General features: G+C 39.9%; 20 protein-coding genes. 11 read left to right on the top strand and 9 right to left on the bottom strand.

Annotated features, from left to right (window positions below; translation table 11 throughout):
• Positions 1 to 36 precede the first annotated feature (36 nt).
• A complete protein-coding gene (locus tag GJU39_RS14890; RefSeq protein WP_154281739.1) occupies positions 37 to 492 on the top strand; it encodes an NUDIX domain-containing protein in 456 nt (151 codons plus the stop codon).
• On the opposite strand, the gene GJU39_RS14885 is transcribed toward GJU39_RS14890, so the two are convergent.
• Complete coding sequence (locus GJU39_RS14885; RefSeq protein ID WP_154281738.1) at positions 489 to 1,592, bottom strand: DNA alkylation repair protein; 1,104 nt, start codon at positions 1,590 to 1,592, stop codon at positions 489 to 491. The genes GJU39_RS14890 and GJU39_RS14885 overlap by 4 nt on opposite strands.
• Before the next feature lie 182 nt (positions 1,593 to 1,774).
• On the opposite strand from GJU39_RS14885, the gene GJU39_RS14880 reads away from it, so the two are divergent.
• Positions 1,775 to 2,626 carry an NAD(P)-dependent oxidoreductase gene (locus GJU39_RS14880; RefSeq protein ID WP_154281737.1) on the top strand — a complete coding sequence of 284 codons (852 nt, stop codon included), beginning with the start codon at positions 1,775 to 1,777 and terminating at the stop codon, positions 2,624 to 2,626.
• 179 nt (positions 2,627 to 2,805) lie between these two features.
• On the opposite strand, the gene GJU39_RS14875 is transcribed toward GJU39_RS14880, so the two are convergent.
• Positions 2,806 to 4,164, bottom strand: a complete 1,359-nt coding sequence (locus GJU39_RS14875; RefSeq protein ID WP_154281736.1) for a hypothetical protein — start codon at positions 4,162 to 4,164, stop codon at positions 2,806 to 2,808.
• Between the two features lie 269 nt (positions 4,165 to 4,433).
• On the opposite strand from GJU39_RS14875, the gene GJU39_RS14870 reads away from it, so the two are divergent.
• From GJU39_RS14870 to GJU39_RS14860, 3 genes are all read left to right on the top strand, one after another.
• Positions 4,434 to 5,852: a glycoside hydrolase family 28 protein gene (locus GJU39_RS14870; protein ID WP_154281735.1), complete on the top strand. Its 1,419-nt coding sequence runs from the start codon at positions 4,434 to 4,436 to the stop codon at positions 5,850 to 5,852.
• 11 nt (positions 5,853 to 5,863) lie between these two features.
• Positions 5,864 to 9,259 carry a DUF4450 domain-containing protein gene (locus tag GJU39_RS14865; protein ID WP_154281734.1) on the top strand — a complete coding sequence of 1,132 codons (3,396 nt, stop codon included), beginning with the start codon at positions 5,864 to 5,866 and terminating at the stop codon, positions 9,257 to 9,259.
• 151 nt (positions 9,260 to 9,410) lie between these two features.
• A complete protein-coding gene (locus GJU39_RS14860) occupies positions 9,411 to 11,546 on the top strand; it encodes a hypothetical protein (protein ID WP_154281733.1) in 2,136 nt (711 codons plus the stop codon).
• A gap of 218 nt (positions 11,547 to 11,764) precedes the next feature.
• Here the strand turns inward: GJU39_RS14860 and GJU39_RS14855 are convergent, their stop codons facing one another.
• From GJU39_RS14855 to GJU39_RS14840, 4 genes are read right to left on the bottom strand one after another with little or no spacing between them, the layout of a single operon-like run.
• The gene (locus GJU39_RS14855; RefSeq protein ID WP_154281732.1) at positions 11,765 to 13,054 is read right to left on the bottom strand and encodes a GntT/GntP/DsdX family permease; all 1,290 of its coding nucleotides are present in this window, start codon (positions 13,052 to 13,054) and stop codon (positions 11,765 to 11,767) included.
• Between the two features lie 24 nt (positions 13,055 to 13,078).
• Positions 13,079 to 13,261, bottom strand: coding sequence for a hypothetical protein (locus GJU39_RS14850; protein ID WP_154281731.1), 183 nt, complete (start codon positions 13,259 to 13,261; stop codon positions 13,079 to 13,081).
• 15 nt (positions 13,262 to 13,276) lie between these two features.
• Entirely contained in the window at positions 13,277 to 13,924 is a 648-nt protein-coding gene (locus GJU39_RS14845; RefSeq protein WP_154281730.1) for a nucleotidyl transferase AbiEii/AbiGii toxin family protein, read from the bottom strand.
• Between the two features lie 9 nt (positions 13,925 to 13,933).
• On the bottom strand, positions 13,934 to 14,425 hold the full coding sequence (locus tag GJU39_RS14840) for a helix-turn-helix transcriptional regulator (RefSeq protein ID WP_154281728.1): 492 nt from the start codon (positions 14,423 to 14,425) through the stop codon (positions 13,934 to 13,936).
• 166 nt (positions 14,426 to 14,591) lie between these two features.
• Here GJU39_RS14840 and GJU39_RS14835 point away from each other — a divergent pair, with 166 nt between their 5' ends.
• On the top strand, positions 14,592 to 14,840 hold the full coding sequence (locus GJU39_RS14835) for a SurE domain-containing protein (RefSeq protein ID WP_209437656.1): 249 nt from the start codon (positions 14,592 to 14,594) through the stop codon (positions 14,838 to 14,840).
• Here the strand turns inward: GJU39_RS14835 and GJU39_RS14830 are convergent, their stop codons facing one another.
• The 3 genes from GJU39_RS14830 to GJU39_RS14820 all read right to left on the bottom strand — a co-directional run bounded on the left by GJU39_RS14830 (position 14,841) and on the right by GJU39_RS14820 (position 18,852).
• Positions 14,841 to 15,383: a lipocalin family protein gene (locus GJU39_RS14830; RefSeq protein WP_154281727.1), complete on the bottom strand. Its 543-nt coding sequence runs from the start codon at positions 15,381 to 15,383 to the stop codon at positions 14,841 to 14,843.
• A gap of 252 nt (positions 15,384 to 15,635) precedes the next feature.
• Positions 15,636 to 18,170, bottom strand: coding sequence for an ABC transporter permease (locus GJU39_RS14825; RefSeq protein ID WP_154281726.1), 2,535 nt, complete (start codon positions 18,168 to 18,170; stop codon positions 15,636 to 15,638).
• A complete protein-coding gene (locus tag GJU39_RS14820) occupies positions 18,160 to 18,852 on the bottom strand; it encodes an ABC transporter ATP-binding protein (RefSeq protein ID WP_154281724.1) in 693 nt (230 codons plus the stop codon). Before GJU39_RS14820 ends, GJU39_RS14825 begins: the two co-directional genes overlap by 11 nt.
• A gap of 99 nt (positions 18,853 to 18,951) precedes the next feature.
• Between GJU39_RS14820 and GJU39_RS14815 the strand changes: the two genes are divergently transcribed.
• The 5 genes from GJU39_RS14815 (at position 18,952) to GJU39_RS14795 (ending at position 24,737) form a co-directional block, all read left to right on the top strand.
• On the top strand, positions 18,952 to 19,644 hold the full coding sequence (locus GJU39_RS14815; RefSeq protein ID WP_154281722.1) for an arylesterase: 693 nt from the start codon (positions 18,952 to 18,954) through the stop codon (positions 19,642 to 19,644).
• A 142-nt stretch (positions 19,645 to 19,786) separates the two neighbouring features.
• Positions 19,787 to 20,071, top strand: coding sequence for a hypothetical protein (locus GJU39_RS14810; protein WP_154281720.1), 285 nt, complete (start codon positions 19,787 to 19,789; stop codon positions 20,069 to 20,071).
• A gap of 500 nt (positions 20,072 to 20,571) precedes the next feature.
• On the top strand, positions 20,572 to 22,044 hold the full coding sequence (locus GJU39_RS14805) for an ankyrin repeat domain-containing protein (RefSeq protein ID WP_154281718.1): 1,473 nt from the start codon (positions 20,572 to 20,574) through the stop codon (positions 22,042 to 22,044).
• Between the two features lie 4 nt (positions 22,045 to 22,048).
• Positions 22,049 to 22,534: a DUF2271 domain-containing protein gene (locus GJU39_RS14800; protein WP_167515696.1), complete on the top strand. Its 486-nt coding sequence runs from the start codon at positions 22,049 to 22,051 to the stop codon at positions 22,532 to 22,534.
• A 13-nt stretch (positions 22,535 to 22,547) separates the two neighbouring features.
• Complete coding sequence (locus tag GJU39_RS14795; RefSeq protein WP_154281716.1) at positions 22,548 to 24,737, top strand: PepSY domain-containing protein; 2,190 nt, start codon at positions 22,548 to 22,550, stop codon at positions 24,735 to 24,737.
• Positions 24,738 to 24,901: the final 164 nt, after the last annotated feature.

The following is a 24,901-nucleotide window of genomic DNA, read 5'->3' as shown; positions in this document are numbered from 1 at the left end:
AGCTATTATTGTATTAAAAGCTAAAACCACAATTCTATGAGACAAAGTGCAGGATTATTGCTTTACCGGAAAACCGGACCTGAGGTAGAATTTTTCCTGATTCACCCAGGGGGACCACTTTTTGTAAAAAAGGATTTGGGGGTTTGGTCTGTGCCCAAAGGAGAGTTCGAAAATGATGAGGAGCCACTTCATGCTGCAATCAGAGAATTTGAAGAAGAGGTGGGAACGAAGATTGATGGAGATTTCATCGAACTGCAACCGATTATCCAAAAGGGAGGGAAGAAAGTGCTGTGTTGGGCAATTGAAGGTGATCTTGATCCTGAAACCTTAAAGAGCAACACCTTTGAAATGCAATGGCCGCCGAAATCTGGTAAAATGCAAAGTTTTGTAGAAGTAGATCGTGGGGATTGGTTTGTTTATGAAAAGGCTATTCTGGCTATTAAAGACAGGCAAATTCCATTATTGGATCAATTAGTTACCCTACTGGCTTAGTCCAATAAATCAAAATTTGATATTTCTTTTTCGGCTCCGTTAATAATCAGCGCAATTTGATGGTCGCCTAAATGAAATTTTCGTGTGGTAATTAAAACGAACTTTTGCTTTCTAACAATGCTTACTTCGTCACCAGCCTGGTAAATTCTTTCCGAAATTTTAAAAACCTTTTTAGTGTTCTGCCCACTTTTTTTCTTGTAATAAATTGCATATTCCAGTCTGATTTTTTGCGCAGTTGAATTCTCATTTTTGATGGAGAAAGAAAAAGCAAGACTTTCTCCAATCCTAACCTCAGGGGTTAAAATCAGGAAATTTTTTAATAAAATACCTTCATCACTTAATCCATAATGTTTTAAAATCTCCGCATGGCCTTGCTTAAGCAGTGTTCTACATCCATGTTTAATAATGGCATCCGTTTCTGCGCTTAATCCCGACCAGCGTTTAGCTATATGTAATACGATTTGTGGATGATCTTTTGCAATATCATTCAAGCTGTTTGCAACACTTCGCCGCACATATTCAGAAGAATCCTGCTTCAGGTTTTCTAAAATAGGTAAAATGCTCGCCGGATCTTTTTTTAGAAAAGGAATTCCCATGGCCCAGGGCAAACGCGGCCGGCTGCCCTCACTTGCCAACCTTCTTACTTTATGGCTTTCGTGTAAAGACCATTGCTGCATTTGGGTAATCATTTGCTCACCATATTTTATAATAAACGGGCGAACTGCAAATTCGCAGCTTACAAACTGGGTTACAAATTCAAGTGCTTTAACAGACTCTTCAAAATAATTTATCCCATAGATTTCCAGATAATCGGGTAAAAACATGTACGCTAAACCATCTTCTCCAATTCCTTTTTTTCTCAATACTTCAATAGTATTTTTAATAATCTGGATTGTTTCCGGATATTTAGCAGGAAGAAAACCATGAAGTACATTAGAAGTGTGTTTCATCCGTTCCTTTAATTCCTTTGAGCTGAAATCATCATTGAATATTTCTTTAAGGAACTTTGGCCGATCAAAACCAGGTAATGTGGCAACCAGGGCGGTTGTTAATTTATCATAAAATGCCGGAGAATACAAGTCTTTAAGTAGATGGCTCATCGTTGTGCAATTGAGTTTTAAAGTTATATATTTCAGTTGCTATTTCCGTTTTAGGTTTTACACATTCACTGGTTTCAATCAATATTTAAACTCCAGGAGGTGATAAAAAATTAAAATGATACAAACACTACTCATTTCAATCATTTCTTGATCAAATTTGTTCCTCATCAAAAGATAAAGAAATGAGCACTACAAAAATAGGGTGGATTGGCCTCGGAAATATGGGCATTCCAATGGCAGAACAATTGATAAAAGCAGAATATCCGGTTACCGTTTATAATAGAAGTGAAGGAAAAGCAAGCCAATTAATGGAAATGGGTGCCAGGGTAGCGGATAGTCCGCAAGGATTGGCTTCAGAAACTGATGTGATTATCATTATGGTAGCTGATGACCAGGCAATTGAAGCTGTTTTTGAAGCAGAAAACGGTCTTTTAAAAGCTGCGTTAAAAGGAAAAATCATCATTAACATGAGTACGGTTTCGCCAGCAATATCTAAAAAGATGGCTGCCATCTGCGCCGCACAAAATGCACATTATCTGGATGCTCCGGTTTCCGGCAGTGTGAAACAAGCTGAAACTGGTCAGTTAGTGATTATGGTTGGCGGCGATCAATCTGCCTTTGAAGAAGTAAAACCAATACTCGATCGGTTAGGGAAATTAAGCAAATGGGTTGGTGAAACGGGCGCAGGCAACCAGGCTAAACTGGCTATTAATTCTCTATTAGCCTTGTATACCCAGGGTTTGGCAGAAACCATTTTGTTTGCCAATGAAAAAGGAATTAAATCGGCAGACCTCTTAGACCTGATTGGCAACGCTGCAATTGGTAACGTATTTACCAAAATTAAAGGCGAAGCAATTTTGAACGACCAATACAAAGCTGCATTTGCTTTGAAACATATTGTTAAAGATTTAAGGTTGGCAAAAGATGAGGGAATTTCAACTCCTTTAGCTAAAACAGCATTAAAAACTTTTGAAGATGCAGAAAGTACCTACGGCGAAGAAGATTTAGTGGCTATTTTTAAAGCTTTAAAGTAACTGGCTTGCGCTCGTTTATAACGAAGCAGTATATGTTGCGATTTTATCGCACTTCCATCGTCACAGAGTAAGAGATATTCCACGATCGTTCGGAAACGAGCGTGGGCTAGGATTTAAGTTGGCTAGCTTGCGCTCATTTATACCAGGTGCAGTGTATCATTACGATTCTGTCGCACTTATTACATTTTCATCAGGTTTGGGTAAATCCGGATGAAAACCTGTGCACCAACAGGATTTTTGCCATAAAGCTGATCAAGCGCAGCATTGGTTTTATAAAGCGAAACCTGTCCGCCTACTGCGGTTCTGAATTTATTAAAGTTTAAGATGTCGTAATTAATCCCAAAGCTCAGGGCGTTAACCCCAAAAGCATCATGACCGTAAATATCCTCATTCAGATTTAGTTCTTCGACAGATTTTTGTACATACTCATATCTGGTGTATAAAGAAAGTTTTTTATTCCGATAAGCACCTTCCAGCAATATAGCGTTTTCTCCATCATGGCCTTTTGTTTTATTTAAGCCCCAAAGTGCGGTAGCATTAATGTTTTTCTCCTCACCAAGTGGTAGTGAATAAATGGCTGAAGCAATGGTTCTGTTTACATTTTCATCGTTGTGGAGTGTTTCCGGGCTTTTAATCCAGCCATGCGAAACCTGCAATGCCCAGTTTTTTGTTGGATTGTAAGATAACCTGGCACTGTAAGAATCGAACCTTGGTTTGTCAAAATCTAACCGGTTTTCATCGGGCTCTCTTCCGGTAAAAGACGAAGCTTCTATTTTAACTTTATCATATCGGTAGCCAATTGTGGCCACTCCAAAAGTAATATGTGTGCCGTCATTCCAATGGTGAGAGATTGGCGCATCTGGATTAGCGAGTGCCGATGGACGGTGCATAAAGGCAACTGAACCTAAGGCCGGTTCTCCGGGATAACCCAGATAGAGTGTTAAATCTGATTTTTTATTGAAGGCGTAAGTATAGGCCACAGAAAGTTCTGAAAACAAATCGTGAGGGTGCTGGCGATCAACTAAGGGCTGTCCTTTCCAGCTTTCACCCGTTTGAAACAAAAGGGGATATCCGGCACCGCCTTCGGTAAAACGATCTAACGAAAGCATAGAACTGAAATGAAATAAACCTTTCTCACCAACCTTTCTTTGCCCCATAAACATGAACCAGTTTGGTGCATCAAATTTATCTCCTCCACGGCTTCCTTTATCTGCCACATCTTGTTTCGTATAGCGTAATGCCACATTTCCATGCGCCATATACATCCATTTTTTGGAGTGAAACATTAAACCATACATGGGTGAAGCATCTGGTAACCATGCGGTTCCTGATCCATTTCTTTGCATCGGTAAGTTTAAAGAATAGGCATGGCTCATTGGTACTTCAGTCTGCATCCCTTTCATGTGGTGCATAGTATGATCCACCTGGGCAGTATCTTTTTTAGCCGAATCACCCCTCATGTGCATTTCATGCTGGGCGCTTGCGCTCAAGGCAAATCCAGATAGCAGCAAGATAAATAACGATAGTTTGATATTCATTTCAGTAGTAGTCTTGTTGGTGTGTGGTTACAAAATTAAAACTAATGCTGTTGCCGGCTTTACATCATTACTGGAAATGTTTATATAATTCCTGGTCAAAAGGAAAAGAGAACATTCTTTTGAAAACGGTATTAGATCACTAAAAATCTATAACATAAACAGGATGCAACAGGATAGTTGACAACGCTGGTTTTGATATATTAACCAAAATGAGTACAGTATAGCATCTGTTATAGATCATTATATTTAACCAAATATTTTTTAAACTGATGAAAAGTCTCCATTCTCTTTTGCTTGCAGCCTTGTTGCTGACTGCTATTGCCGTTTCTGCGCAACCTAAAGCACCTGCCTGGGTAAATAAAGCAGGAGCCAGGAAATTTACTTTTAAGCAGAATAATCTTGTCGTTAATGAATATGGTGCAGTAAATGATGGTAAAACTTTGGCTACAATAGCCATTCAGAAAACCATTGATGAGTGCGCGAAGAAAGGCGGTGGGATCGTTTCATTCTCCCCCGGAAAATATTTAACCGGATCATTATTTATAAAATCTGGTGTGAATCTCCAAATTGGGAAAGGAGTAGAGTTATTAGGAAGTCAGGATATTAAAGACTATCCCGAAATTGATACCCGCGTAGCCGGAATTGAAATGAAATGGCCGGCTGCATTAATCAATATTTTAAAAGAAAATAAGGCTTCTATCTCTGGTGGGGGGCTTGTTAATGCTCAGGGTAAGCCATTTTGGGATTATTACTGGAATTTGCGAAAGGATTACGATGCAAAAGGCCTCAGGTGGATTGTAGATTACGATGCTAAGCGCCCTAGAACAATTTTGGTAGAATCTGCAAATGATATTATCATTAAAGATGTAACCATTCAACAGGCTGGCTTTTGGACGGTACAGCTTTTATATTCATCTTATGTAACGGTTGATCACATCACCATTAAAAACAATGTTGATGGCCATGGCCCAAGTACAGACGGGATCGATGTAGATTCTTCATTATGGACACTCATTCAAAACTGTGATATAGACTGTAACGACGATAACTTTTGTTTAAAAGCTGGTCGTGATTGGGATGGCTTGCGGGTAAACCGGCCTACAGAATATGTGGTAATTCGCAATTGTGTGGCACGCAAAGGTGCCGGATTGCTCACACTTGGCAGCGAAACATCCGGTAGTATCCGCCATGTATGGGCTACAGATTTAGTAGGTTATGGTACAAGTAATGCCATTAATATCAAATCAGCAAGAACACGTGGAGGAACTGTTGAAGATATTTATTTTGGAAACATTACCATGCATGGCGTTGGAAATGTAATTCAGATTAACCCTAACTGGAACCCGGCCTACAGCTATTCTACGTTGCCTGCCGGGTATAACCCTGATTCTATTCCACCACACTGGACTAAACTATTAAATCGGGTGGAACCGGAAAGTAAAGGTATCCCAACTTTTCAAAATGTAAATGTTTTTAATGTTACGGCAACCAATGCTAAAAAAGCCATTAATGCCATCGGGGTGAATGGAACAATCTTGAGAAATTTTAAGTTAACCAATTTGAAAATCGGAGCAGCAACCGCTGGAAGTATAGATTTTGCCGAAAACTGGACTTTTAATCAGGTTGAAATTGCAGCAGCAGACGGGTCTTCCTTAAAAGTAACGAATTCAACAAATGTTAAGCCTTAAATCAATTTCCCATGAAACGCTTTTGCATTTTAAGTTACTGTCTGTTTGCAACGGTTGCCAGCCTTTTCGCACAGGAACTTTATCCTCCAAAACTAAAGGATGGAACCTGGCATAATGAAAAAGCAAGCCTCAGGTATCATCCTGAAGGACGAGATTTCGTAATTAAAAATGGTGCACGCCGATTCACGAGGGCATTATACGGTACCAATACCGCTTTTCGGGTAGAAGCAGGAGACCTACCGGAATTTGCCTTATACATGCCGGCAATGGGTGGTAATTTGCAGTTTGGCCTGATCAACGGAGCACAAAGCAAGTGGCTGATTAAAGCAGAAAATATAACTGCGAGATACCGGCCGGGGTCGATGCTATACACCATTCAGGATCCATTGCTTGGTGAAGGTAAAATGCAGTTAAACCTGTTGGCTTTAAGCAAAGGTGATGGATTAATCCTGAAAATCCGTTTTGAAAATGTAAAATCAGGTGCCGAAGTTTTGTGGGCATTTGGTGGGGCCAGCGATCAGAAATTTAAAAGAAGTGGTGATTTAGGGGTAGATCCGGAATCGTCTTTTTATTTGAAACCAGAAAATTGTAAAAGCAACGTATTCACGGTTGATCGGCATAATTTCGCCCTTCAATATGGAAAAGAAAAGACATTAAAAGGCCGGTTCCCTGCGGCAATCAGAATAGCAGATGCCACTCGTCTTTCCTCTCCGATAGAATTGGATCAATCTGGAGATCAGCAAAATCCACTCCTTACAGGCAAGATAAAAGTAAAAAACAATAAAGATTTTTATGTGCTGATTCAAAACCCTGAAATGGATAAAGCGCCGGTACGGTGGACTCCTGAAACCCAGTTTTTAGCATCAGAAAAGGCAAGGGAAATTTTAGCCAATCGGATCATAGTTGATACGCCCGATCCTTTTTTTAATACCATAGGTGGAGCTTTGGCTATGGCTTCTGACGGCATTTGGGAAGAACCTTCTTACCTGCATGGCGCAGTTGGATGGCGTATGCGCTTGCCGGGTTGGAGAGGGCCGTACACTGCAGATCCGCTCGGTTGGCATGATCGGGCAAGAACTCATTTTAATGCTTACGCCCGTTCGCAGGTGCTTACGCCAGAAAGCGGACCTGTTTTAGCCGATACCACCTTCAATTTATCACGATCGAAAGAGGCAATGGGTACCGCTATGTTTACCAATGGCTATATCAGCAGAGAGCCGGATGGAAAATTGATTCGTCCGCACCATTACGATATGAATCTCGTCTACATTGATCAGCTTTTCCGGCATTTTAACTGGACGGGAGACTTAGCTTATGTGAAAGAGATGTGGCCGGTAATTAAAAGGCATCTGGCCTGGGAAAAGCGGGTTTTTGATCCTGATAACAATGGTCTTTATGATGCTTATGCTGCCATTTGGGCGAGTGATGCGTTACAATATAGCGGTGGAAGCGGCACCCATAGTTCCGCTTACAATTACCGCGCTAATTTACTTGCAGCAAAGATTGCACCTTTAATTCAAGAAGATCCAAAGCCTTACCAACAGGAAGCAGATTTGATTTTAAAGGCTATGAATGCACAATTGTGGATGCCCGAAAAAGGTTGGTTTGCAGAATATAAAGATGCCCTGGGTTTGCAAAAACGCCATCCGTCAGCAGGTTTATGGACCATTTACCACTGTATTGATTCAGAAGTTCCGGATGCTTTTCAGACCTGGCAAAGTTTGCGGTATGTAGATACCAGCATTCCACATATCCCTGTCCGGGCAAATGGCCTGGAAGATAAAGGCTACTACACCCTGTCTACCACCAATTGGATGCCTTATGAGTGGTCGTTAAATAACGTTGTTTTGGCCGAATCTACCCATACCGCCCTGGCCAATTGGCAAGCCGGCAGAACAGAAGAGGCTTTCAAGCTTTGGAAAAGCGAATTGTTAACCAGTATGTACATTGGCGGAAGTCCGGGTAACTTTGCACAGGTTTCGCGTTACGATGCTACTTTGGGCGAATCCTATCGTGATTTTGGTGATCCGGTTGGGATTAATTCACGTGCCCTGGTTGAAGGCCTTTTTGGGGTTATTCCCGATGCGTTAAATAAAACGCTGCTAATTAGACCCGGGCTACCTCAGGATTGGGATCACGCCAGTTTGAAAATTCCTGACCTTGCTTTCTCCTTCAAAAGAAATGGCAAAACAGACGAGTATAAATTGACACCGGCTTTTGCCATTCAACTGGGTTTGAAAATGAGAATTAAAGCCAGAAGCAATAGTATCCGCTCGCTTAAAGTAAACGGAAAAGAAATTAATTGGAGAAACGTAGATGACGCCATTTCCACTCCTGAAATTGAATTCGATGTCGCGCCAGCGAAAAATTACCAGGTTGAGGTGGTATGGGGCAAAGGCAGCTTATCACAAACCAAGCTAGATGATAAATATCGTTTAGGCGCAAGGATTGATGTGAATTTTGCTGATGCGAAGATTTTAAAAGTTTATGATCCGCAGGGTATTTTGGATCAGCCTGCAACGATGGATGGAAACCTAAAAGCAGTCGTAAAAGGTGAAATTGGCAACCGTACAGCTTTTGTACAACTACAGCAGCAAGATTTCACTTATTGGTTTCCAATATGCTTTGAAATTATAGAAAAGGATAAAAAGGAAAATCAAATCCTCAACCTGACTGATTCAAAATGGAGGAAACAAAAATTGGAAACGATAAACTTATCTACATTCTTCAATGATCAGGTAGGACAAATTTTTAAAAATAAATATTTAAGTCCGAGGCCTAATACCACCACGCTGCAATTGCCTATACAAGGCATTGGCGACTGGACCAATACGAAACTCAATCCTGAAATTAATGATACTGGTTTGCGGCACCTGGCTGGTGCGAAAAATGAATTTACCTTGCCTTCGGGGCTGGTTTTCAACACGCCATCAACGCCTAAACTTAAAAATATTATTTATACTTCCCAATGGGATAATTATCCTGCCCAGGTCGAAATTCCGCTTTCTGGGAAGGCCAATGCCGTATTTTTCTTATTGGCAGGTTCCACCAACCCCATGCAAAGTAGAATGGATAATGGAGAAATCATTGTGTATTATGCTGATGGTTCAACGGAGAAATTGCCATTGCGTAATCCCGAAAACTGGTGGCCAATAGAACAAGATCTTTATACGGATGGCTTTGCTTTTGATACTGGTGCCGATCGCCCTGTTAGGGTGCACCTCAAAACCGGCAAGGTAGTAACGTTCGCTAATGCTGCAGAATGGAATGGAAAAGAAATTGAGGGCGGGGCAGCGACGGCTTTGGGCATTAAGCTCAATCCTGCAAAAACACTTTCTAAAATTACGCTTTCAGCACTTTGTAATGATGTAGTGGTGGGATTAATGGCTATTACTTTAAGCAGGTAATTTACAAATGAACGAACCTGGATGGAATCCAGATGATTGGCAAAATCGAAAAAACAAATCTCAAAGAGGAGGAAGATGCCGATAAATAAAGGAAAATGGCTCTTGTACCTTGATAATATTTAAACGATATCGTAAAATGATGCACCTTTCTATGTTAAAAAAAATAACAATTATTTTGTTGCTGGCTGTTTTGGTCAAGAGTGAAAACCTGCTTGCACAAATTAACCGTGAAGTGCTGGTTTCCCGGCATAATGTTGTGGTAAAGAAAATAGACTCGCTTGCTTCTTTATCTGTTGGTAATGGCAGGTTTGCCTTCACTGTAGATGCCACCGGGCTTCAAAGTTTTCCGGATCGCTATGTGAAAGGAGTTCCCCTGGGCACGCAATCGCAATGGGGCTGGGGATCTTTTAAAAATGATTTAGGTTATAAAATTACCGAAGCTTACCGCTATTACAACCAATACGGACGTAAAATCCCTTATACGGTTCAGCAGAATGAACCGCTTCGTGCAAAAGAAGCCACTAACTATTTCCGGCAGAATGTGCATCGTTTACAATTGGGCAATATTGGTTTCGACCTGATTAAAAGAGATGGAAAACCTGCTACAGTAAATGATATTGAAAACATTAATCAAACACTAAACCTCTGGACGGGTGAAATCAAAAGTAGCTTTACTTTGGAAGGTATTCCGGTAGATGTGATTACGGTTGGTCATCAGGATATTGATTTGATTAGCGCTTCGGTTTCATCGCCCCTTATTGCAACCGGCCGCTTAAAAATCAGAATCAGGTATCCCTATCCAACTGGCGAATGGGCTGATGTTGGAAACAACTGGGCAAGTGGAGAAAAGCATCGTTCATCATTACTAAATAACACCAGAAATGGTGGTTTAATTAGATGTGAGGTTGATTCTGCGACTTATTTCACCACTCTTTCCTGGAAAGGGAAAGCACAACTGGCTGAAAAGCAGCAACATTATTTTACCCTTACACCGGATAAAACCTCAAAAACTTTCAGTTTCAGTTGCCTTATTTCTGAGCAAAAAGCTCAGACAGAAATTCCATCTTTCGAGCTGACTCAAAATAACAGTAAATCTCAGTGGAAAGCCTTTTGGCAAAGTGGTGCTGCGGTAGATTTTGATGGCAGTACTGATAAAAGGGCTTTTGAATTGGAACGCAGAATTATTTTATCAGAATACCTGACCAAAATTCAATGTTCCGGCGATTTCCCGCCCCAAGAAACAGGCTTAACCTACAACAGCTGGTTTGGTAAACCTCACCTCGAAATGCATTGGTGGCACGGTGTGCATTTCGCACTGTGGGGCAGGCCAGATCTACTAACGCGCAGCACCGACTGGTATTTTAAGGTAGCCGATAAAGCGAAAAACATCGCTAAAGTGCAGGGGTTTGAAGGCGCGAGGTGGCAAAAAATGACTGATAATAAAGGCAACGAGAGCCCATCTTCCATTGGTGCCATGTTGATTTGGCAACAACCACACTTTATCACTTTTGCTGAGCTGGAATACCGTTCCAAACCAGACAAAAAAGTGCTGGAAAAGTATAAAGACCTCGTCTTTAAAACGGCAGATTTTATGGCTTCTTTTGCTCATTTTGATAAGGAAAAAGGGCGTTATATTTTAGGCCCTGGCTTGATTCCGGCGCAGGAACGTTTCAAAGCGGAAACTACTTTTAATCCTACTTATGAGTTGGCTTATTGGGAGTGGGGTTTAAAAACTGCACAAGAATGGCGGATTCGCCTGGGTATGGAACGCAACAAAAAGTGGGATGATGTAGTCGCACAGTTATCGCCTTTGCCTGTGCAGAACGGAGTTTACCTCGCTGCAGAAAGTGCGCCGGATTCTTATACTAATCCTGAGTATAAAACCGATCATCCTTCGGTATTGGGTACTTACGGCATGTTGCCTGAAACCAGTTTGCTCAATAAAGTGACCATGCAGAAAACCTTTGATTTAGTGTGGAAAGATTGGAGCTGGAATGATACCTGGGGATGGGATTTCCCGATGACAGCGATGACTGCGGCCCGCCTGGGGATGCCAGATAAAGCGATAGATGCGCTCATGATGAACGTTCAAACGAATACCTATCTCGTAAACGGGCATAACTACCAGGATGACCGGCTACGGATTTACCTGCCCGGAAATGGTGGTTTGCTCACGGCCGTTGCCCTGATGTGTGCAGGCTGGGACGGCAATAATAAAACCAATCCCGGTTTCCCAAAAGATGGAACATGGAAAGTAAAATGGGAGGGTTTTAAAAAAATGATGTAAAGCTACTAACGCAGATTAAAGGCATGCTCATCTTAGTGTTCTCTAAGGTCATATCGTCATTCGTTGGCAGTGCCGCCATTACACAAAGCACTTAGCTATGATGTATTGTGCAGATGGCTTCCGGATTAAAAATGCTTTAGGCAAACTGATAGCAATGACATCGAATCGATTGGTGTGAAGAGACTGTTACTACTATTCGCTAAATGGCTTAACAGCACTTATACAAATTGATTCAGGAGCAGTACACCTAATAAACCCAAAACAGAAACAATACTTTCCATAATGGTCCACGTTCCAAAAGTTTGTTTCAGTGTGAGGTTGAAATATTCCTTAAACATCCAGAATCCTGTATCGTTTACATGCGAAAACATCAAACTTCCGGCACCAACCGCTAAAACCATCAGTTCTGGCGAAGCATGCTGACCAATCAATGGCAATACCATTCCCGAGGCGGTTACAGCAGCAACTGTTGCTGAGCCCAATGTTACCCGAAGTGATGCCGTAATTAACCAGGCCAGTAAAAGTGGTGAAAGGTTTAAATTTCCTGTTAATTCTTTTACTGTTTCCCCAACTCCACTGTCGATTAGGATTTGTTTAAATGCTCCGCCAGCTGCAATAATCAAGATAATCATCGCAATACTTTTTACCCCTTCGGCGCAAGACTCCATTGCTTTTTCGATGCTGGTATTCTGAATGAAGAGCGTAATAATTACGGATATAAGAAGCGCTGCAGTTGGATCTGCCAGGAAGATGAATAAAGATTTGCCGGGGTAATGGCCGTTGATTCCGCTTCCCACTGTTCCGGCGACAATTAAAAACACAGGGAGCAGTGCAGTGATGAAACTTTTCGCTGTGCCAGGCAAACCTTCGCCTTCTTCAATTACAAAATCTTTAATTACGGCTGGCTGAATTTTATTCATAATTAACCGCGGAAAGTATATCCCGGCGATTACGGCAATGGGTAAGCTTAAAATCAAGCCATAAATCAGCGTTTGGCCAATGTCTGCATGGAAAATTCCAGCCAGAGCAACCGGACCGGGATGTGGGGGTAAAAAGCCATGTGTTACCGAAAGTGCCGTAGCCATGGGCAAGCCGATATATAATTTTGATAAACCCGTGGCTGCAGAAATGGCAAATACCAAAGGGATTAAAACTACGAAACCGGCGTTGTAGAAAAGCGGAATCCCAACCAGCAAACCGGTAAGCAACACTGCCCATTGAATGTTCTGTTTGCCGAAGGCTTTAATCAGGATGACAACAATCCTCTTTGCAGATCCGCTATCTTCAATCAGTTTTCCCATCATGGCGCCCAAAGCCAGCACCATCACCATACTGCCTAAAGTACTTCCAATTCCATTGCTGATGGAGCCCATTACTTTTGCAGCCGGCATTCCCAGTAATAATCCCGTAATAATGGCTACTGCAACCAGGGCAATCATTGGGTTGATCTTTGTCAAGATCATAATAAAAAGCAGTAAAATGCCGAAAAGAAGGATGAACAATGACATGGTTAGAGGGGGTTGAACTGCAATTTACTTTTTTATCGTGATTGTTCGTCCGGTTACCAGATGAAATTCAAAAATCCTGTATAACCCATCGTCGTTCGTTTCAATGCTTTCTACCAAACCGGTTTTACTGAAGGTATCGGTTACCATGTCACCAATTTTCACCTCCTGAAGTATATCATTTGGCGTTTCGCTGTTTAATCTGATCATAAGTCAAAAGTAGGGTTATAAAACATCTTTTAAAGCCAACTCAAAATCTTCTTTAATAAAAATCCATTCTTTAGATTTCAAGCAAATGGGATCGAAATCCAGGTCTGCATCGCTGAAGTTTTTGAAGTTTATGAGAATTTTTTCTCGATCGTGTGTCCACTCAAATCTCTTCTGATGTAATTCTATCATTTGATCAATGGTGTAGTTTTCTAATAATTGATGTAAATCCCAATAATCTTTTTTTCTTCCGCCCCTTAAAATTACATCCACTTTCATCGCAATAATTTCTTCAACTGTTGCCATTCTTATATCATCGTGAGTAACATAATCCTGAAAAAAAGGATCCATTGCATAATAAAGATCCAGCTTAATAGCGTTATCGCGATCAGTACCTGCTAAATAGGATTTCCCCATACCAGGATTTCCTCCAAAATCTCCTGTTACATATTTGTATTTCTGAAGTAGAAACTTTTCAATTTCATCAAAGTCGACGGAGCGATAAGGAGCATCAGTAAATAAGTCAATATCGATGGACAACCGATGACCCAGATATAAACTCAGTGCGGTACCGCCAACCAACCTGAATTTTTTTAATTCAGGTGCTTGCATTAAGTCGACCAGACAAGCTTTTAGAGATTGATCTACCGTATTCCAATGTAGCATTTAAGTCGATTAAAAAATAGCGGAAGAACTACTTTGATCTATATTTAATTCAGTGTCAGCCAATACTTTTTTTACTTTTGTTAATCCATAAAATCTTTCTAATTCGGCTTTTTCCTCATTATTTCCTCGTTCGAATACTCGCTTAATTACCGCCCTGTATTGTGCCTTCCAATCAATTTGCTTAATATCTGTGTCCCAAAAAAGGGCTTTCCTCAAAACTTTTAGATCAGGCTTATCATCCTTTACCAATCTTTCTTTTTTAATTTCATAATAAGCCTGTAGAACCAACATTGTTCCCTCTTCAAGATCTAAAGCTTTATCGATTTTAATAGAGAGTGATGGTGTTAAACCTCTTTTGCCTTTAGAAACATCGTTTATAATTTGTGGGTATTCTTTTAGGGAAAGTGCAAAAGGCCTTTTTTTAATATTCCTTTTTTTTAGTTCCCTTTCGAGAATAACCCCCGGATGGATTCCTTTATATTTTTCAAATGATGGTGTCATAATCAAATATAAACAAATTTGTTTATACTTTTACCTGACTATTAAACCAACATATCTTTATTCAAAATAACTTCAAGCAGGCTATGCAACATCGAAATCGATAATTTATATTTTTTCTTGTCTGAAAAAAGTTCATCATCAATATGCAGGTCGCTTTCTTTCCAATGTGAATTTTCCTCCGGAACGGAAAGATATAAAATGGACCCGTCAATCAGTCAGGCTTTACGATGGGCATGTGGTACCTGGAATAGATCCGATGGAAAGAAAATATTATTGGATTACGGGATCACCTCTCGAAGCTGGAGAGGAAAATACCGACCGTTGGGCGATAGAAAATGACTATGTTTCGATTATGCCGCTTCGGTTAGATTTAACAGATAAGGCTGAGCTGGAAAAAAGAAAGCACAATCAGTAATTATTGATCGTGCTTTGTCCAGATAAGGTCTTCTGTTTTGTAACCGATTTCCTTTGCTTTTTTCAGATAAGCCGCTTTAATTTCTTCCGGAACAATCGGCGTTCTGGATAAAATCCACAAATAATCAAGGCTGTTTCCAGCAACCAGTGCATATTTGTAATCTTTATCTATTTCTATAACATTGTAGCCTGCGTAAAAAGGTCCGAAAAAGGAAACTTTTAATCTGGCTTCATTTTCATTATTTACGAATTTTGCTTTGCCCACACTTTGTTTCCACTCTTTTTTCACATAGTTATAACCGCGGTTATCTACTTTAATGGTTCCATCATCCTGAAGCGAATAAGTGGCTGTAACGTTATTTAAATCTTTTTCAAATTTGAAGTCCATTCTGGCTACTTCAAACCATTTACCTAAGTATTTATCTTTTTTAAAAGGCTTTATTGCAGTTGCCCCTTTCGGGATAGATACCCCGCAACCGACATAGCTGATCACAATTATTCCTAAAGTTGCCAGTAGCAGGGTGTTTCTAAGCTTATGGTTCATTTTTAACTCAATTTGCTTAAAAACACCTTCTTCCCTAAAATGTTTCCATTGGTTACCGATTTAATCAAAGATTAATACTGCCCGGAATAAGCAGTAACCATTGGTAAATTTTGATTTGTTGGAATAAAAATAATGATTGAAGATTCCGACTAACATGATTATTCTAATATATCAAATCTACGTTATGCTGTTGTCAGGAAATTTTTTCCTGACCAGATTTTCTGAGGATTTAAAATCCTCTAATTGAAAATACTAACTTCCGGATCTCAATATTTTAAGTGGCGGTTGATTTAAAATGCTCCTCGTACTTAAAATTCCGGTAACCACTACCAATAAAATTACAGAACCAAAAAGTAAGAGGGTAGCCGGAAAAGGCGGAATAAATGCGGCATCGAATGTAAACTTTGCTAACGCCCAGCTGCCACCAATAGCGAGGATTAATCCTGCGCCAGCAGCAAACGTTCCTAAAAAGAAATATTCAATCGCATTAATAGCCAGGATTTGTTTTTTGCTTGCGCCCATGGTTCTCAGTAAAATACTTTCTTTGGTACGCTGATTTTTACTGGTAAGCACGGCAGAGATTAAAACAATCCAGCCGGTAACCATGCTAAAACCAGCCATAAACTGAATAACAAAACCAATTTTGCTTAACAGTTCATCCAATAATTTGAGTACCAGATCTAAATCGATTACCGAAACATTTGGGAAGTTTTGAACAACTTCTCCCTGAAACCTGGCCGATACCTCATTAGAAGGCACACGGGTCATTAATACATGAAACTGCGGTGCCTGTTCTAAAACTCCGGCAGGGAAAACCACTCGGAAATTGGTTTGCATTTTACTCCAGTTCACCTCACGTAAACTTCCAACAACCGTTGGAATCATCATTCCCTGAACATTGAACAGGATTTTATCATTAAGGCCAACATTAATCTGCTGTGCATAACGCTGATCAAGGGAGATATAAATCGTTTCATTGAGTTTTACTTTGCCTACCCACTTTCCGGCGGTAATTTGCTCTGCTGCAGTAAGGCTATCCTGATAAGTAGCCCTGAGTTCGTTCCGGTAAGCCCGGCGGTTACTCGTATCCGCACTCGAAGTTTTTCCGTTAATTTCTTCTATTCGCATCGTAATTACCGGAACCTGATTCATCAGTGGTAAATTGAACGATTTTGTAAGACTATCTAAGCCATTCTTCTGCGCGTTTTGAATATCAAACATCACAATGTTTGGCTGGTTGCTCCCGGAACTAAGCGTTACCCTGCTCATTAAAATACCCTGCACAAAAAACAGCGTACAGATAAATGCCGTAGATAATCCAATCGAAACGGTGAGCATTAAAGTTTGATTATTCGGACGATAAAGGTTTGCAAATCCTTGTCGCCATAAGTAGCTGATGGAATTTGGCAAAAGCTTTTTTACAAGAAACATCAGGATTTTTGAGAGCAAAATCAAGAGTAGGAAAGCAATGCCGATACTGGCTGTAAAGGCAAATGTTTGTATCCAGTTTTTCATCTGTAAATGGGTAAAGCCAATTACAAAAGCAATCATCAGGATGTAAACTAACCAGATTAAAGGATCTTGTTTTTGACTCTTTTGCTCAAAAGAAAACCTGATTGCGTTTAGCGGTGAAATTTTTCTTACAGAGAGGAGTGAGGGAAGTGCAAAAAGAACGGAAATGATAAGTCCTAACAGAATGCCTTGCGCAACTGCAGCCCATGATACCTGCATGGTTATCTCCACAGGAAGAAAATCTTTAAGTACAATTGGCAGCAAAAACTGTATTCCTGTGCCGAGCGCTGATCCGAGCATTGCCGCAATGAGGCCAATAAAAAAGACCTGAATCAGGTAGATAAAAAATGCATGCCTGGCTTTTAAACCCAAACAACGTAAAGTAGCAACAGCACTTAGCTTTTCCTGGATATATACATGAATGGCGCTTCCAACCCCCACACAGCCCAAAAGCAATGCGATAAAGCCAGATAAAGCGAGGAAACGGTTTACATCTTTAAAAGACCTTCCGGTTTGCTCTTTGCGGGATTCGACCGTATCAGCATCAAAGCCCTCGCTTTCTAGCTTTGGTTCGTTTTTCTTTACCCATTCATCAATTTCCGATGGATCATCGTACTTATAATAAAACTTATTGTTAATCCGGCTTCCGGTTTTAATGAGGTTGGTTTTGGCCAGAAATTGCATGGGAATGTAAACCGTTGGTGCTACCGTTGCGGCAATTCCGGTTTGTCCGGGTGCTTTAACCAGTGTTCCAAGAATTTTGAAGCTGAGATCGCCAACTTTAAGCGAATCGCCCACCTGTGCGCCGAACTGCAACATCAGCGTTTGATCTACCAATGCATCCTGACCAGACTGGAAGTTTTTTCCGGCCTCAACCGGCAGGGTTTCAAGCGTTCCATAATAAGGATAGTTGCCTTTCAATGCCTTCATTTGCACTAACCTGCTACCGCCACCTTTTTTAAAATAGATCATAGAGGCAAATGTTTTCTCCTGCGAACGGTCGTTTCCAAGCGTATCGAGCATTTTCTGCATGGCCTTGGTTACGCCTTTTCTACTGTCTAGAACCAAATCCGCTCCGGTGAGTTCTTTCGCCTGAGAATCGATATCATGCTGTAAATTATCCTTGAAAGAATATACCGCTACCAGGGCTGCAATTCCCAATATAATGGAAGAAATAAACAGCAATAAACGCGAGCGGTTTTTCCGGCTATCCCGCCAGGCCATTTTAAACAGCCATGATAATTTGATACTTTGCTTAGGGAGCTTATTCTGCATAACCTTGGTTTTCATCAGAAATAATTGCGCCACCTTTAATTTTTATGGTTCTGCTGGTTCGGGCAGCAAGTTCCAAATCATGGGTTACAATAACCAGCGTAGTGCCTGCATCTTTATTCAGGTCGAACAATAACTTAATCACTTTTTCACTGGTTTCAGCATCCAGATTTCCGGTAGGTTCATCAGCAAAAAGAATAGCTGGCTGATTAGAAAAAGCCCTTGCCAGTGAAACACGTTGCTGTTCTCCACCAGATAACTGAACCGGATAATGATGCGAACGATCGGCCAGGCCAACTTTATCCAACAAATCAAGCGCCTGTGCTTTAATGTTTTTTGCACCACGTAATTCCAGCGGAACCATTACATTTTCTAAAGCAGTTAAGGTTGGTAACAGCTGGAAATTTTGAAAAATGAAACCTACATATTGATTTCGTACAGCTGCACGTTCATCTTCATTAAGTTTTTCGAGTGCAATCCCATTCAGTTCAACTGTGCCGCTGCTTGCGCGGTCTAACCCTGCACATAAACCCAGTAAAGTGGTTTTGCTGCTTCCGGAAGGGCCCGTGATGGCCACCGTAGAGGCACTTTCGATTGCAAAATTAATATTGTTGAGTACATTGAGCTCGCGCCCGGCACTTTGATAAATTTTATTTACGTTACGAATATTTAAAATACTTTCCAATCGTTTATTTTTTAGAATTTGTATATGGATATGAGCCCAAACATAACCGCCCTTAATCTGTTAAGGTAGTGGTTTTTATTAGAGAATTAATTATATAATATGTTACGAAAACGCTTAACAGGCCTATTTGTTTTGGCTTTACTGTTTGCCGCCTGTGGAACTAAACAAAGCAAGGAAAACAACAATCAAACTTTAGATTCAGCTGACCAAGCCACTCCATCATCAGGCAAGCAGCTTAAAAATATACTCTTTTTCGGAACCAGTTTAACCGCAGGTTATGGCCTTGATCCGACTGAAGCTTATCCAACCCTGATTCAGAACCGGATTGATTCGCTAAAAATGCCTTATAAGGTGATTAATGGCGGACTAAGTGGTGAAACTTCTGCCGCCGGAAAAAACAGGATTTCCTGGTTGCTGAAACAACCTGTTGATGTGTTTGTGTTGGAGCTTGGTGCTAATGATGGTTTACGTGGATTACCAGTTGCGCAGACTGCTAAAAACCTGCAGAACATAATTGATAGCGTTAAAATAAAATATCCTAACGTAAAGATGGTGATGGCCGGGATGCAGGTTCCACCGAATATGGGTGCTAAATATGCACAGGATTTCAAAAATATTTTCCCAACGCTGGCAAAAAAGAATAATATGGCATTAGTGCCTTTTCTTCTGGATAAAGTTGGTGGTATTCCAAAACTTAACCAGGAAGATGGAATCCATCCTACAGCCGAGGGCGATAAAATCCTGGCTGAAAATGTTTGGGTGATCTTAAAAGACATATTGAAAGAAAAGTGAGTATTAAAATAAGTGCCGTTGCAGATAGTAACAGGCTATTATTTCCATATGTTATAAATAAGATCTGGCTAATGTATACTCTCTGTTACAATTATTCGTTTTTAGAATAAGTTTGTAAATTAGTTCATTAATCGTAAAGCATATGGAAAACCTAAACGATACCAAAGTCACAGCATTTCTAGATAAAATTAAAGCTGAATGGCCAGGATTTGTAGAACGTTTTGAATTTAAAACGGCTTCAGTTATTTACGTTTATTTAAAGAAAGGAATCTCAAGCGGAGATTTTTTGGGCAAACTTTCCAAGAAAGTTGAACGTTTGGTTGATTTTAATAATCCCATCATTTTATACCATATCGAAAGTGACGGACTGGTTTTAAGGTCACATCCTATTAACTGGTATTCTGCTATAAATACACTCTCCCCATAGATTAATCCAAAATTCTATAAACTCCCTGGCGATCTTACATTTCTATTCGCCCGTGCTGAAAATTGAGAGATCTGCTAATTAAAGCACTAGCATAAATCTCTAAGGATTATATTTCTTTTAAACCTTCGGTTGATGGCTGTTTCATCGACAGGAAACCTATGCCTATATATTTATCAGTATTAAAGTACAGATACAGTAAAACTCAGGCTAGTCGGTATGATGTTAACTGGTAGGCTGAATGCAAATGGATCAGCCTGTGGAGGCTATTGTATAAGTAGTGAAAAGGTTACAATAATGATTTTAGTGATCCCTAAGCGTTAGCGTGAAAACTACGCGAATTGTATTCAGCGCTATTTCTTTGTGCAAAATTTAATTTTTAATTAATTTAAATAAAATGGTTTCGGATCCTATTATTTAGAACGATTCTTGTTAACTTAGCGGAAATTCTTTTAGAGCAACTATCTAGCAGGATGAATGAATCATAACTATTCAGGTTAACAATGAAAAAAATATTTTTAGCTATTCTTGCAATAGCTGCTCTTCATGCACAGGCTCAAAAAAATGCATTTCTTGAGCAATCTTTTTGGAAAGGAAATACAGATCTTGCGACCATTAAATCAGAAATTGAAAAAGGCAATAGTCCGTCTCAGTTGAACCAAATGTCATTTGATGCATCGGTTTTAGCGATCAATAATGGTGCTCCTCAAGAATCGATCTTATATCTTTTGGCTCAAAAAGGAAATGATGTAAATAAATTAACGCATGACAGCAGGACTTATTTATTCTGGGCAGCTTCAAAAGGCAATGTTCCGGTGATGGAATACCTTTTAAAGAACGGAGCAAAGGTAGATTTACAAGATAGCCACGGTTTTACGCCGTTAACTTTTGCTGCAGCTGGTGGTCAGGCGGATACCAAGGTTTACGATTTGCTTATCTCAAATGGAGCCGACTTGAAAAAAGACCTGAATCACGACGGTGCAAATGCACTTTTAATCGCCATTTCAAATGATAAAAACTTTGCGTTAACTGATTATTTTGTATCGAAAGGCTTAAGTTTAAACAGTGTAGATGCAAATGGAAATACAGCTTTTAATTATGTAGCCAAAAGTGGAAACATTGAATTAATGAATAAGTTGATTGCAAAAGGCATTAAATATAACGACAACGCCATAATTATGGCAGCCCAGGGCGGACGTGGAAATGTTAATGGTTTGGCTGTTTTTCAGTACCTGGAAGGATTAAAACTGAAACCAACAGCTACAGGAAGCAATGGTGAAAATGCTTTGTTTTACATCGCCAGAAAACCAAAACAAGAGGAAGTGATTACTTATTTTCTTGCTAAAGGTGTAGATGTAAACCAGGCTGATAAAGATGGTAACACTGCATTTATTAACGCTGCCGGTTTTACAAGAGATTTAGGAACACTGGAATTGCTTTCGAAAAATGTAAAAGATATTAACCAGGTAAATTTAAAAGGTACTTCTGCTTTGGCCATGGCTGTTCGCAGCAATACCGGCGAAGTGGTTAAATTTCTTTTAGATAAAGGAGCAGATCTAAAAGTGGCCGATAAAGAAGGAAATAATCTGGCTTATTATCTTTTCCAGGGTTATGGACCTCGCGGAATGGAAGACTTTAATGCAAAACTGAAGGTTTTAACTGATAAAGGGTTCAACATTGGTGCTATACAACCAAATGGAAATTCGTTATATCATTTAGCTGTTGCCAAAAATGATCTGGCCTTAGCAAAACTTGTTGCTGATTATAAAGTAGATGTAAATCTGAAAAACAAAGAAGGTTATACTGCTTTACATAAGGCAGCAATGACGGCCAAGAATGTAGAGTTGTTACAATATTTACTTTCTGTAGGTGCTAAGAAAGATGTGGCCACAGATTTTAAAGAAACACCCTATGATTTAGCATTAGAAAATGAATTTTTAACCAAGAACAAAGTCTCAATCGACTTTTTAAAATAATAAAATGAATAACTTTTTTAAACTGTGCCTGGCATTCGCATTTGTTTTGTCACTTCCATCGCTCAGTTCTGCCCAAAAAACAACAAAATATAAATGCATGGTGCAAATGACCAATTATGTTGGTGAAGGTGCCTATATCGCGGTCTCTTTAATTGATGCTAAAGGTGCTTATGAAAAAACACTTTATGTAATGGGTTCTGATAAAAAATGGTATCCTGATTTAAAGGAATGGAATAAGGCTTACAAGAAAAAGCCTACTAACATTAGTGCCGTTACAGGTGCATCTGTTACCGGTGGAGACCGCAGTGTAACCGTTTTGGATCTTGAAACTGCTAAAATAAACAAAGGTTACAAATTACGTTTCGAAACCGCTGTTGAAGACAATAAATACTATTTAAAGGATATTGAAATCCCCTTAACTACTGAAGGTTTGGCTGCTAAAACTGAAGGTACGGGATACATTAGATATGTACGCTTAAGCGCAAACTAAAAAAGCTTAATCAATGACCATTTCATTCTGGAGATACAGCCACTTAGCACTGGCGGTATCTTCTTTTCTTTTTATAACCCTTGCTTCCGTTACAGGGATCATTCTGTCTTTTAAGCCCATTACGGAGAAAACACAATCTTACAAGGCTAAAAACTTCGATGAGCTTACTGTTGCCGGGGTTCTACCTAACCTTAAAAAATCTTATACCGATATTGGCGATGTTACGGTAGATGTTAACCAGTTTCTGGTGGTAAATGGCACAGACCTTCAGGATAACTCCGGGAATTTCTATGTAGATCCTTCAACTGGAAAATCTTTGGGTAAAGTAGGTAAAGAGAATGAATTTTTCAGGTGGGTAACCACACTCCATCGTTCCTTATTTTTGCATGAAACAGGCCGGGTTTTCATCGGAATAACCGCTTTCCTTTTATTTCTGATTGCCACATCTGGTACGGTGCTTATTATTCAGCGCCAAAGAAGTTTTAAGAAGTTTTTCGGAAAGATTGTAAGAGATGGCTTTGCTCAATATTACCATGTGGTGCTGGGCAGATTACTACTGATCCCCATCCTCATTATTTCATTAAGTGGAACCTTTCTATCGTTGCAGCGGTTTGGGATCATAAAAGAACAAAAAATTACACACAAAGTTGATTTTGATGCGCTCAAAACAAGTCCTGAAAAAAAGATCTCTGAGTTTGAAGTGTTCAAAAATATTTCGCTCCGTAGGGTTCAATCTATTGAATTTCCTTTTTCTGAAGATGTAGAAGATTATTTCACACTGAAACTGGATGATAGAGAAATTACCGTCAACCAGATAACAGGCGAAATCCTTACTGAAGAAGTTTATTCTAAAGCTACGCTGTTCAATAACCTTAGTTTGGATTTGCATACAGGTAGGGGCAGTGCCATTTGGGCTGTTGTTCTGGCGATTGCATCTGCTAACATTTTATTTTTTATTTACTCGGGCTTTGTAATCTGGTGGAAAAGAAGATCAGGCAAGATGACGAATAAGTACAGATTCGATCAGGCTGATTTTATTATTTTAGTAGGATCTGAAAACGGAACCACCTTCAGGTTTGCCAGGGCAATACATGAACAGTTATTGAAAAATGGCAAAACATCTTTCATGGCCGAGCTGAACGGCTATAAAATATTTCCAAAGGCGAAGCAATTATTAGTTTTTACTGCCACTTACGGTGAGGGCGAATCGCCAACCAATGCCAGAAAATTCAGGTCTTTATTGGAAAAGTATCCTCAGGCCAATGCATTGGATTTTGCTGTAGTGGCCTTTGGATCGCATGCCTATCCGGATTTTTGCAAGTTTGGTTACGAAGTAAATAATGCGCTTTCCCATCAGCCATGGGCCAGGCCACTGGTCGAAATCCATACGGTAAATGACCGCTCCCCAGAAGAGTTTACAAAGTGGGCTACGCTATGGGCACAACATTCAGAAATGGAGCTAACATCCTTATCTAAATTACTGGCGGCAGCACCTGTAAAAACACAGTCTTTTGAAGTGGTATCTAAAATCATTGCTACACATGCAGAAACTTCGTTCATTATTCGTTTGCGTCCGAAGAGAAGAAAAAAATTCACATCGGGAGATTTACTGACCATTTACCCGGCTAACGATCATCGCGAGCGGCAGTATTCTATTGGTAAGATCGGAAATGATGTACAATTAAGCGTTAAACTGCATGAGGGTGGTTTAGGATCAGGATTTTTGTATCAGCTCACGGCTGGCCACAAAATAGAAGGAGTCTTAATCAGAAATGAACATTTTCACTTTCCCGAGCAAGCTAAAACGGTTGTAATGGTATCCAATGGTACCGGAATTGCGCCTTTTCTTGGCATGTTAAACCAACATAGCGCAGGCAGGAATATTCATCTTTATTGTGGTTTTAAGAACAAAGATTCTTTTTCTCTTTATGAAAATCCGCTAAATACAGAACTTTCCAAACTGGCCAAATTAAACGTAGCTTATTCCAGGGAAGGAGAGAAGCAATATGTTAAAGATTTATTAGCCAAAGACGCTTCTTTTATTGGTGATACCTTGAATAATAATGGCGTGATAATGCTTTGCGGCTCGCTGAGTATGCAGAAAGATGTGATTGCCTGGCTGGAAGATGCATGCACTCAATTTACCACTCAGGATATAAGTTATTATCAATCACGTGGTCAGATTTTAATGGATTGTTATTAAGCATATTAACTTCGGCCATCATTAGGTATTCCAGATTCTATTTTCTTTTCATTTTTATCAAAACTAATCTTTATAATCTCATCAATGCGGAGATTAAGGGTGTTATTCTCCGCATTTTTGCGGAGAATAATTTGCTTTATGCGGAGAATATCGTTAGATTTGAA

It is taken from the genome of Pedobacter petrophilus (assembly GCF_009674725.1).
GTDB classification, from domain to species: Bacteria; Bacteroidota; Bacteroidia; order Sphingobacteriales; family Sphingobacteriaceae; genus Pedobacter; species Pedobacter petrophilus.
This window is presented reverse-complemented; position numbering and strand designations above follow the sequence as displayed.

What these genes read in the sequence shown, in the direction of transcription:
- GJU39_RS14850 (WP_154281731.1), bottom strand. Translation starts at nt 13,261, where the DNA reads ATGATCAGATTAAACAGCGAAACGCCAAATGATATACTTCAGGAGGTG.
- GJU39_RS14865 (WP_154281734.1), top strand. Translation starts at nt 5,864, where the DNA reads ATGAAACGCTTTTGCATTTTAAGTTACTGTCTGTTTGCAACGGTTGCC.
- GJU39_RS14875 (WP_154281736.1), bottom strand. Translation starts at nt 4,164, where the DNA reads ATGAATATCAAACTATCGTTATTTATCTTGCTGCTATCTGGATTTGCC.
- GJU39_RS14840 (WP_154281728.1), bottom strand. Translation starts at nt 14,425, where the DNA reads ATGACACCATCATTTGAAAAATATAAAGGAATCCATCCGGGGGTTATT.
- GJU39_RS14830 (WP_154281727.1), bottom strand. Translation starts at nt 15,383, where the DNA reads ATGAACCATAAGCTTAGAAACACCCTGCTACTGGCAACTTTAGGAATA.
- GJU39_RS14870 (WP_154281735.1), top strand. Translation starts at nt 4,434, where the DNA reads ATGAAAAGTCTCCATTCTCTTTTGCTTGCAGCCTTGTTGCTGACTGCT.
- GJU39_RS14845 (WP_154281730.1), bottom strand. Translation starts at nt 13,924, where the DNA reads ATGCTACATTGGAATACGGTAGATCAATCTCTAAAAGCTTGTCTGGTC.
- GJU39_RS14815 (WP_154281722.1), top strand. Translation starts at nt 18,952, where the DNA reads ATGTTACGAAAACGCTTAACAGGCCTATTTGTTTTGGCTTTACTGTTT.
- GJU39_RS14805 (WP_154281718.1), top strand. Translation starts at nt 20,572, where the DNA reads ATGAAAAAAATATTTTTAGCTATTCTTGCAATAGCTGCTCTTCATGCA.
- GJU39_RS14860 (WP_154281733.1), top strand. Translation starts at nt 9,411, where the DNA reads ATGTTAAAAAAAATAACAATTATTTTGTTGCTGGCTGTTTTGGTCAAG.
- GJU39_RS14825 (WP_154281726.1), bottom strand. Translation starts at nt 18,170, where the DNA reads ATGCAGAATAAGCTCCCTAAGCAAAGTATCAAATTATCATGGCTGTTT.
- GJU39_RS14800 (WP_167515696.1), top strand. Translation starts at nt 22,049, where the DNA reads ATGAATAACTTTTTTAAACTGTGCCTGGCATTCGCATTTGTTTTGTCA.
- GJU39_RS14855 (WP_154281732.1), bottom strand. Translation starts at nt 13,054, where the DNA reads ATGTCATTGTTCATCCTTCTTTTCGGCATTTTACTGCTTTTTATTATG.
- GJU39_RS14885 (WP_154281738.1), bottom strand. Translation starts at nt 1,592, where the DNA reads ATGAGCCATCTACTTAAAGACTTGTATTCTCCGGCATTTTATGATAAA.
- GJU39_RS14890 (WP_154281739.1), top strand. Translation starts at nt 37, where the DNA reads ATGAGACAAAGTGCAGGATTATTGCTTTACCGGAAAACCGGACCTGAG.
- GJU39_RS14795 (WP_154281716.1), top strand. Translation starts at nt 22,548, where the DNA reads ATGACCATTTCATTCTGGAGATACAGCCACTTAGCACTGGCGGTATCT.
- GJU39_RS14810 (WP_154281720.1), top strand. Translation starts at nt 19,787, where the DNA reads ATGGAAAACCTAAACGATACCAAAGTCACAGCATTTCTAGATAAAATT.
- GJU39_RS14880 (WP_154281737.1), top strand. Translation starts at nt 1,775, where the DNA reads ATGAGCACTACAAAAATAGGGTGGATTGGCCTCGGAAATATGGGCATT.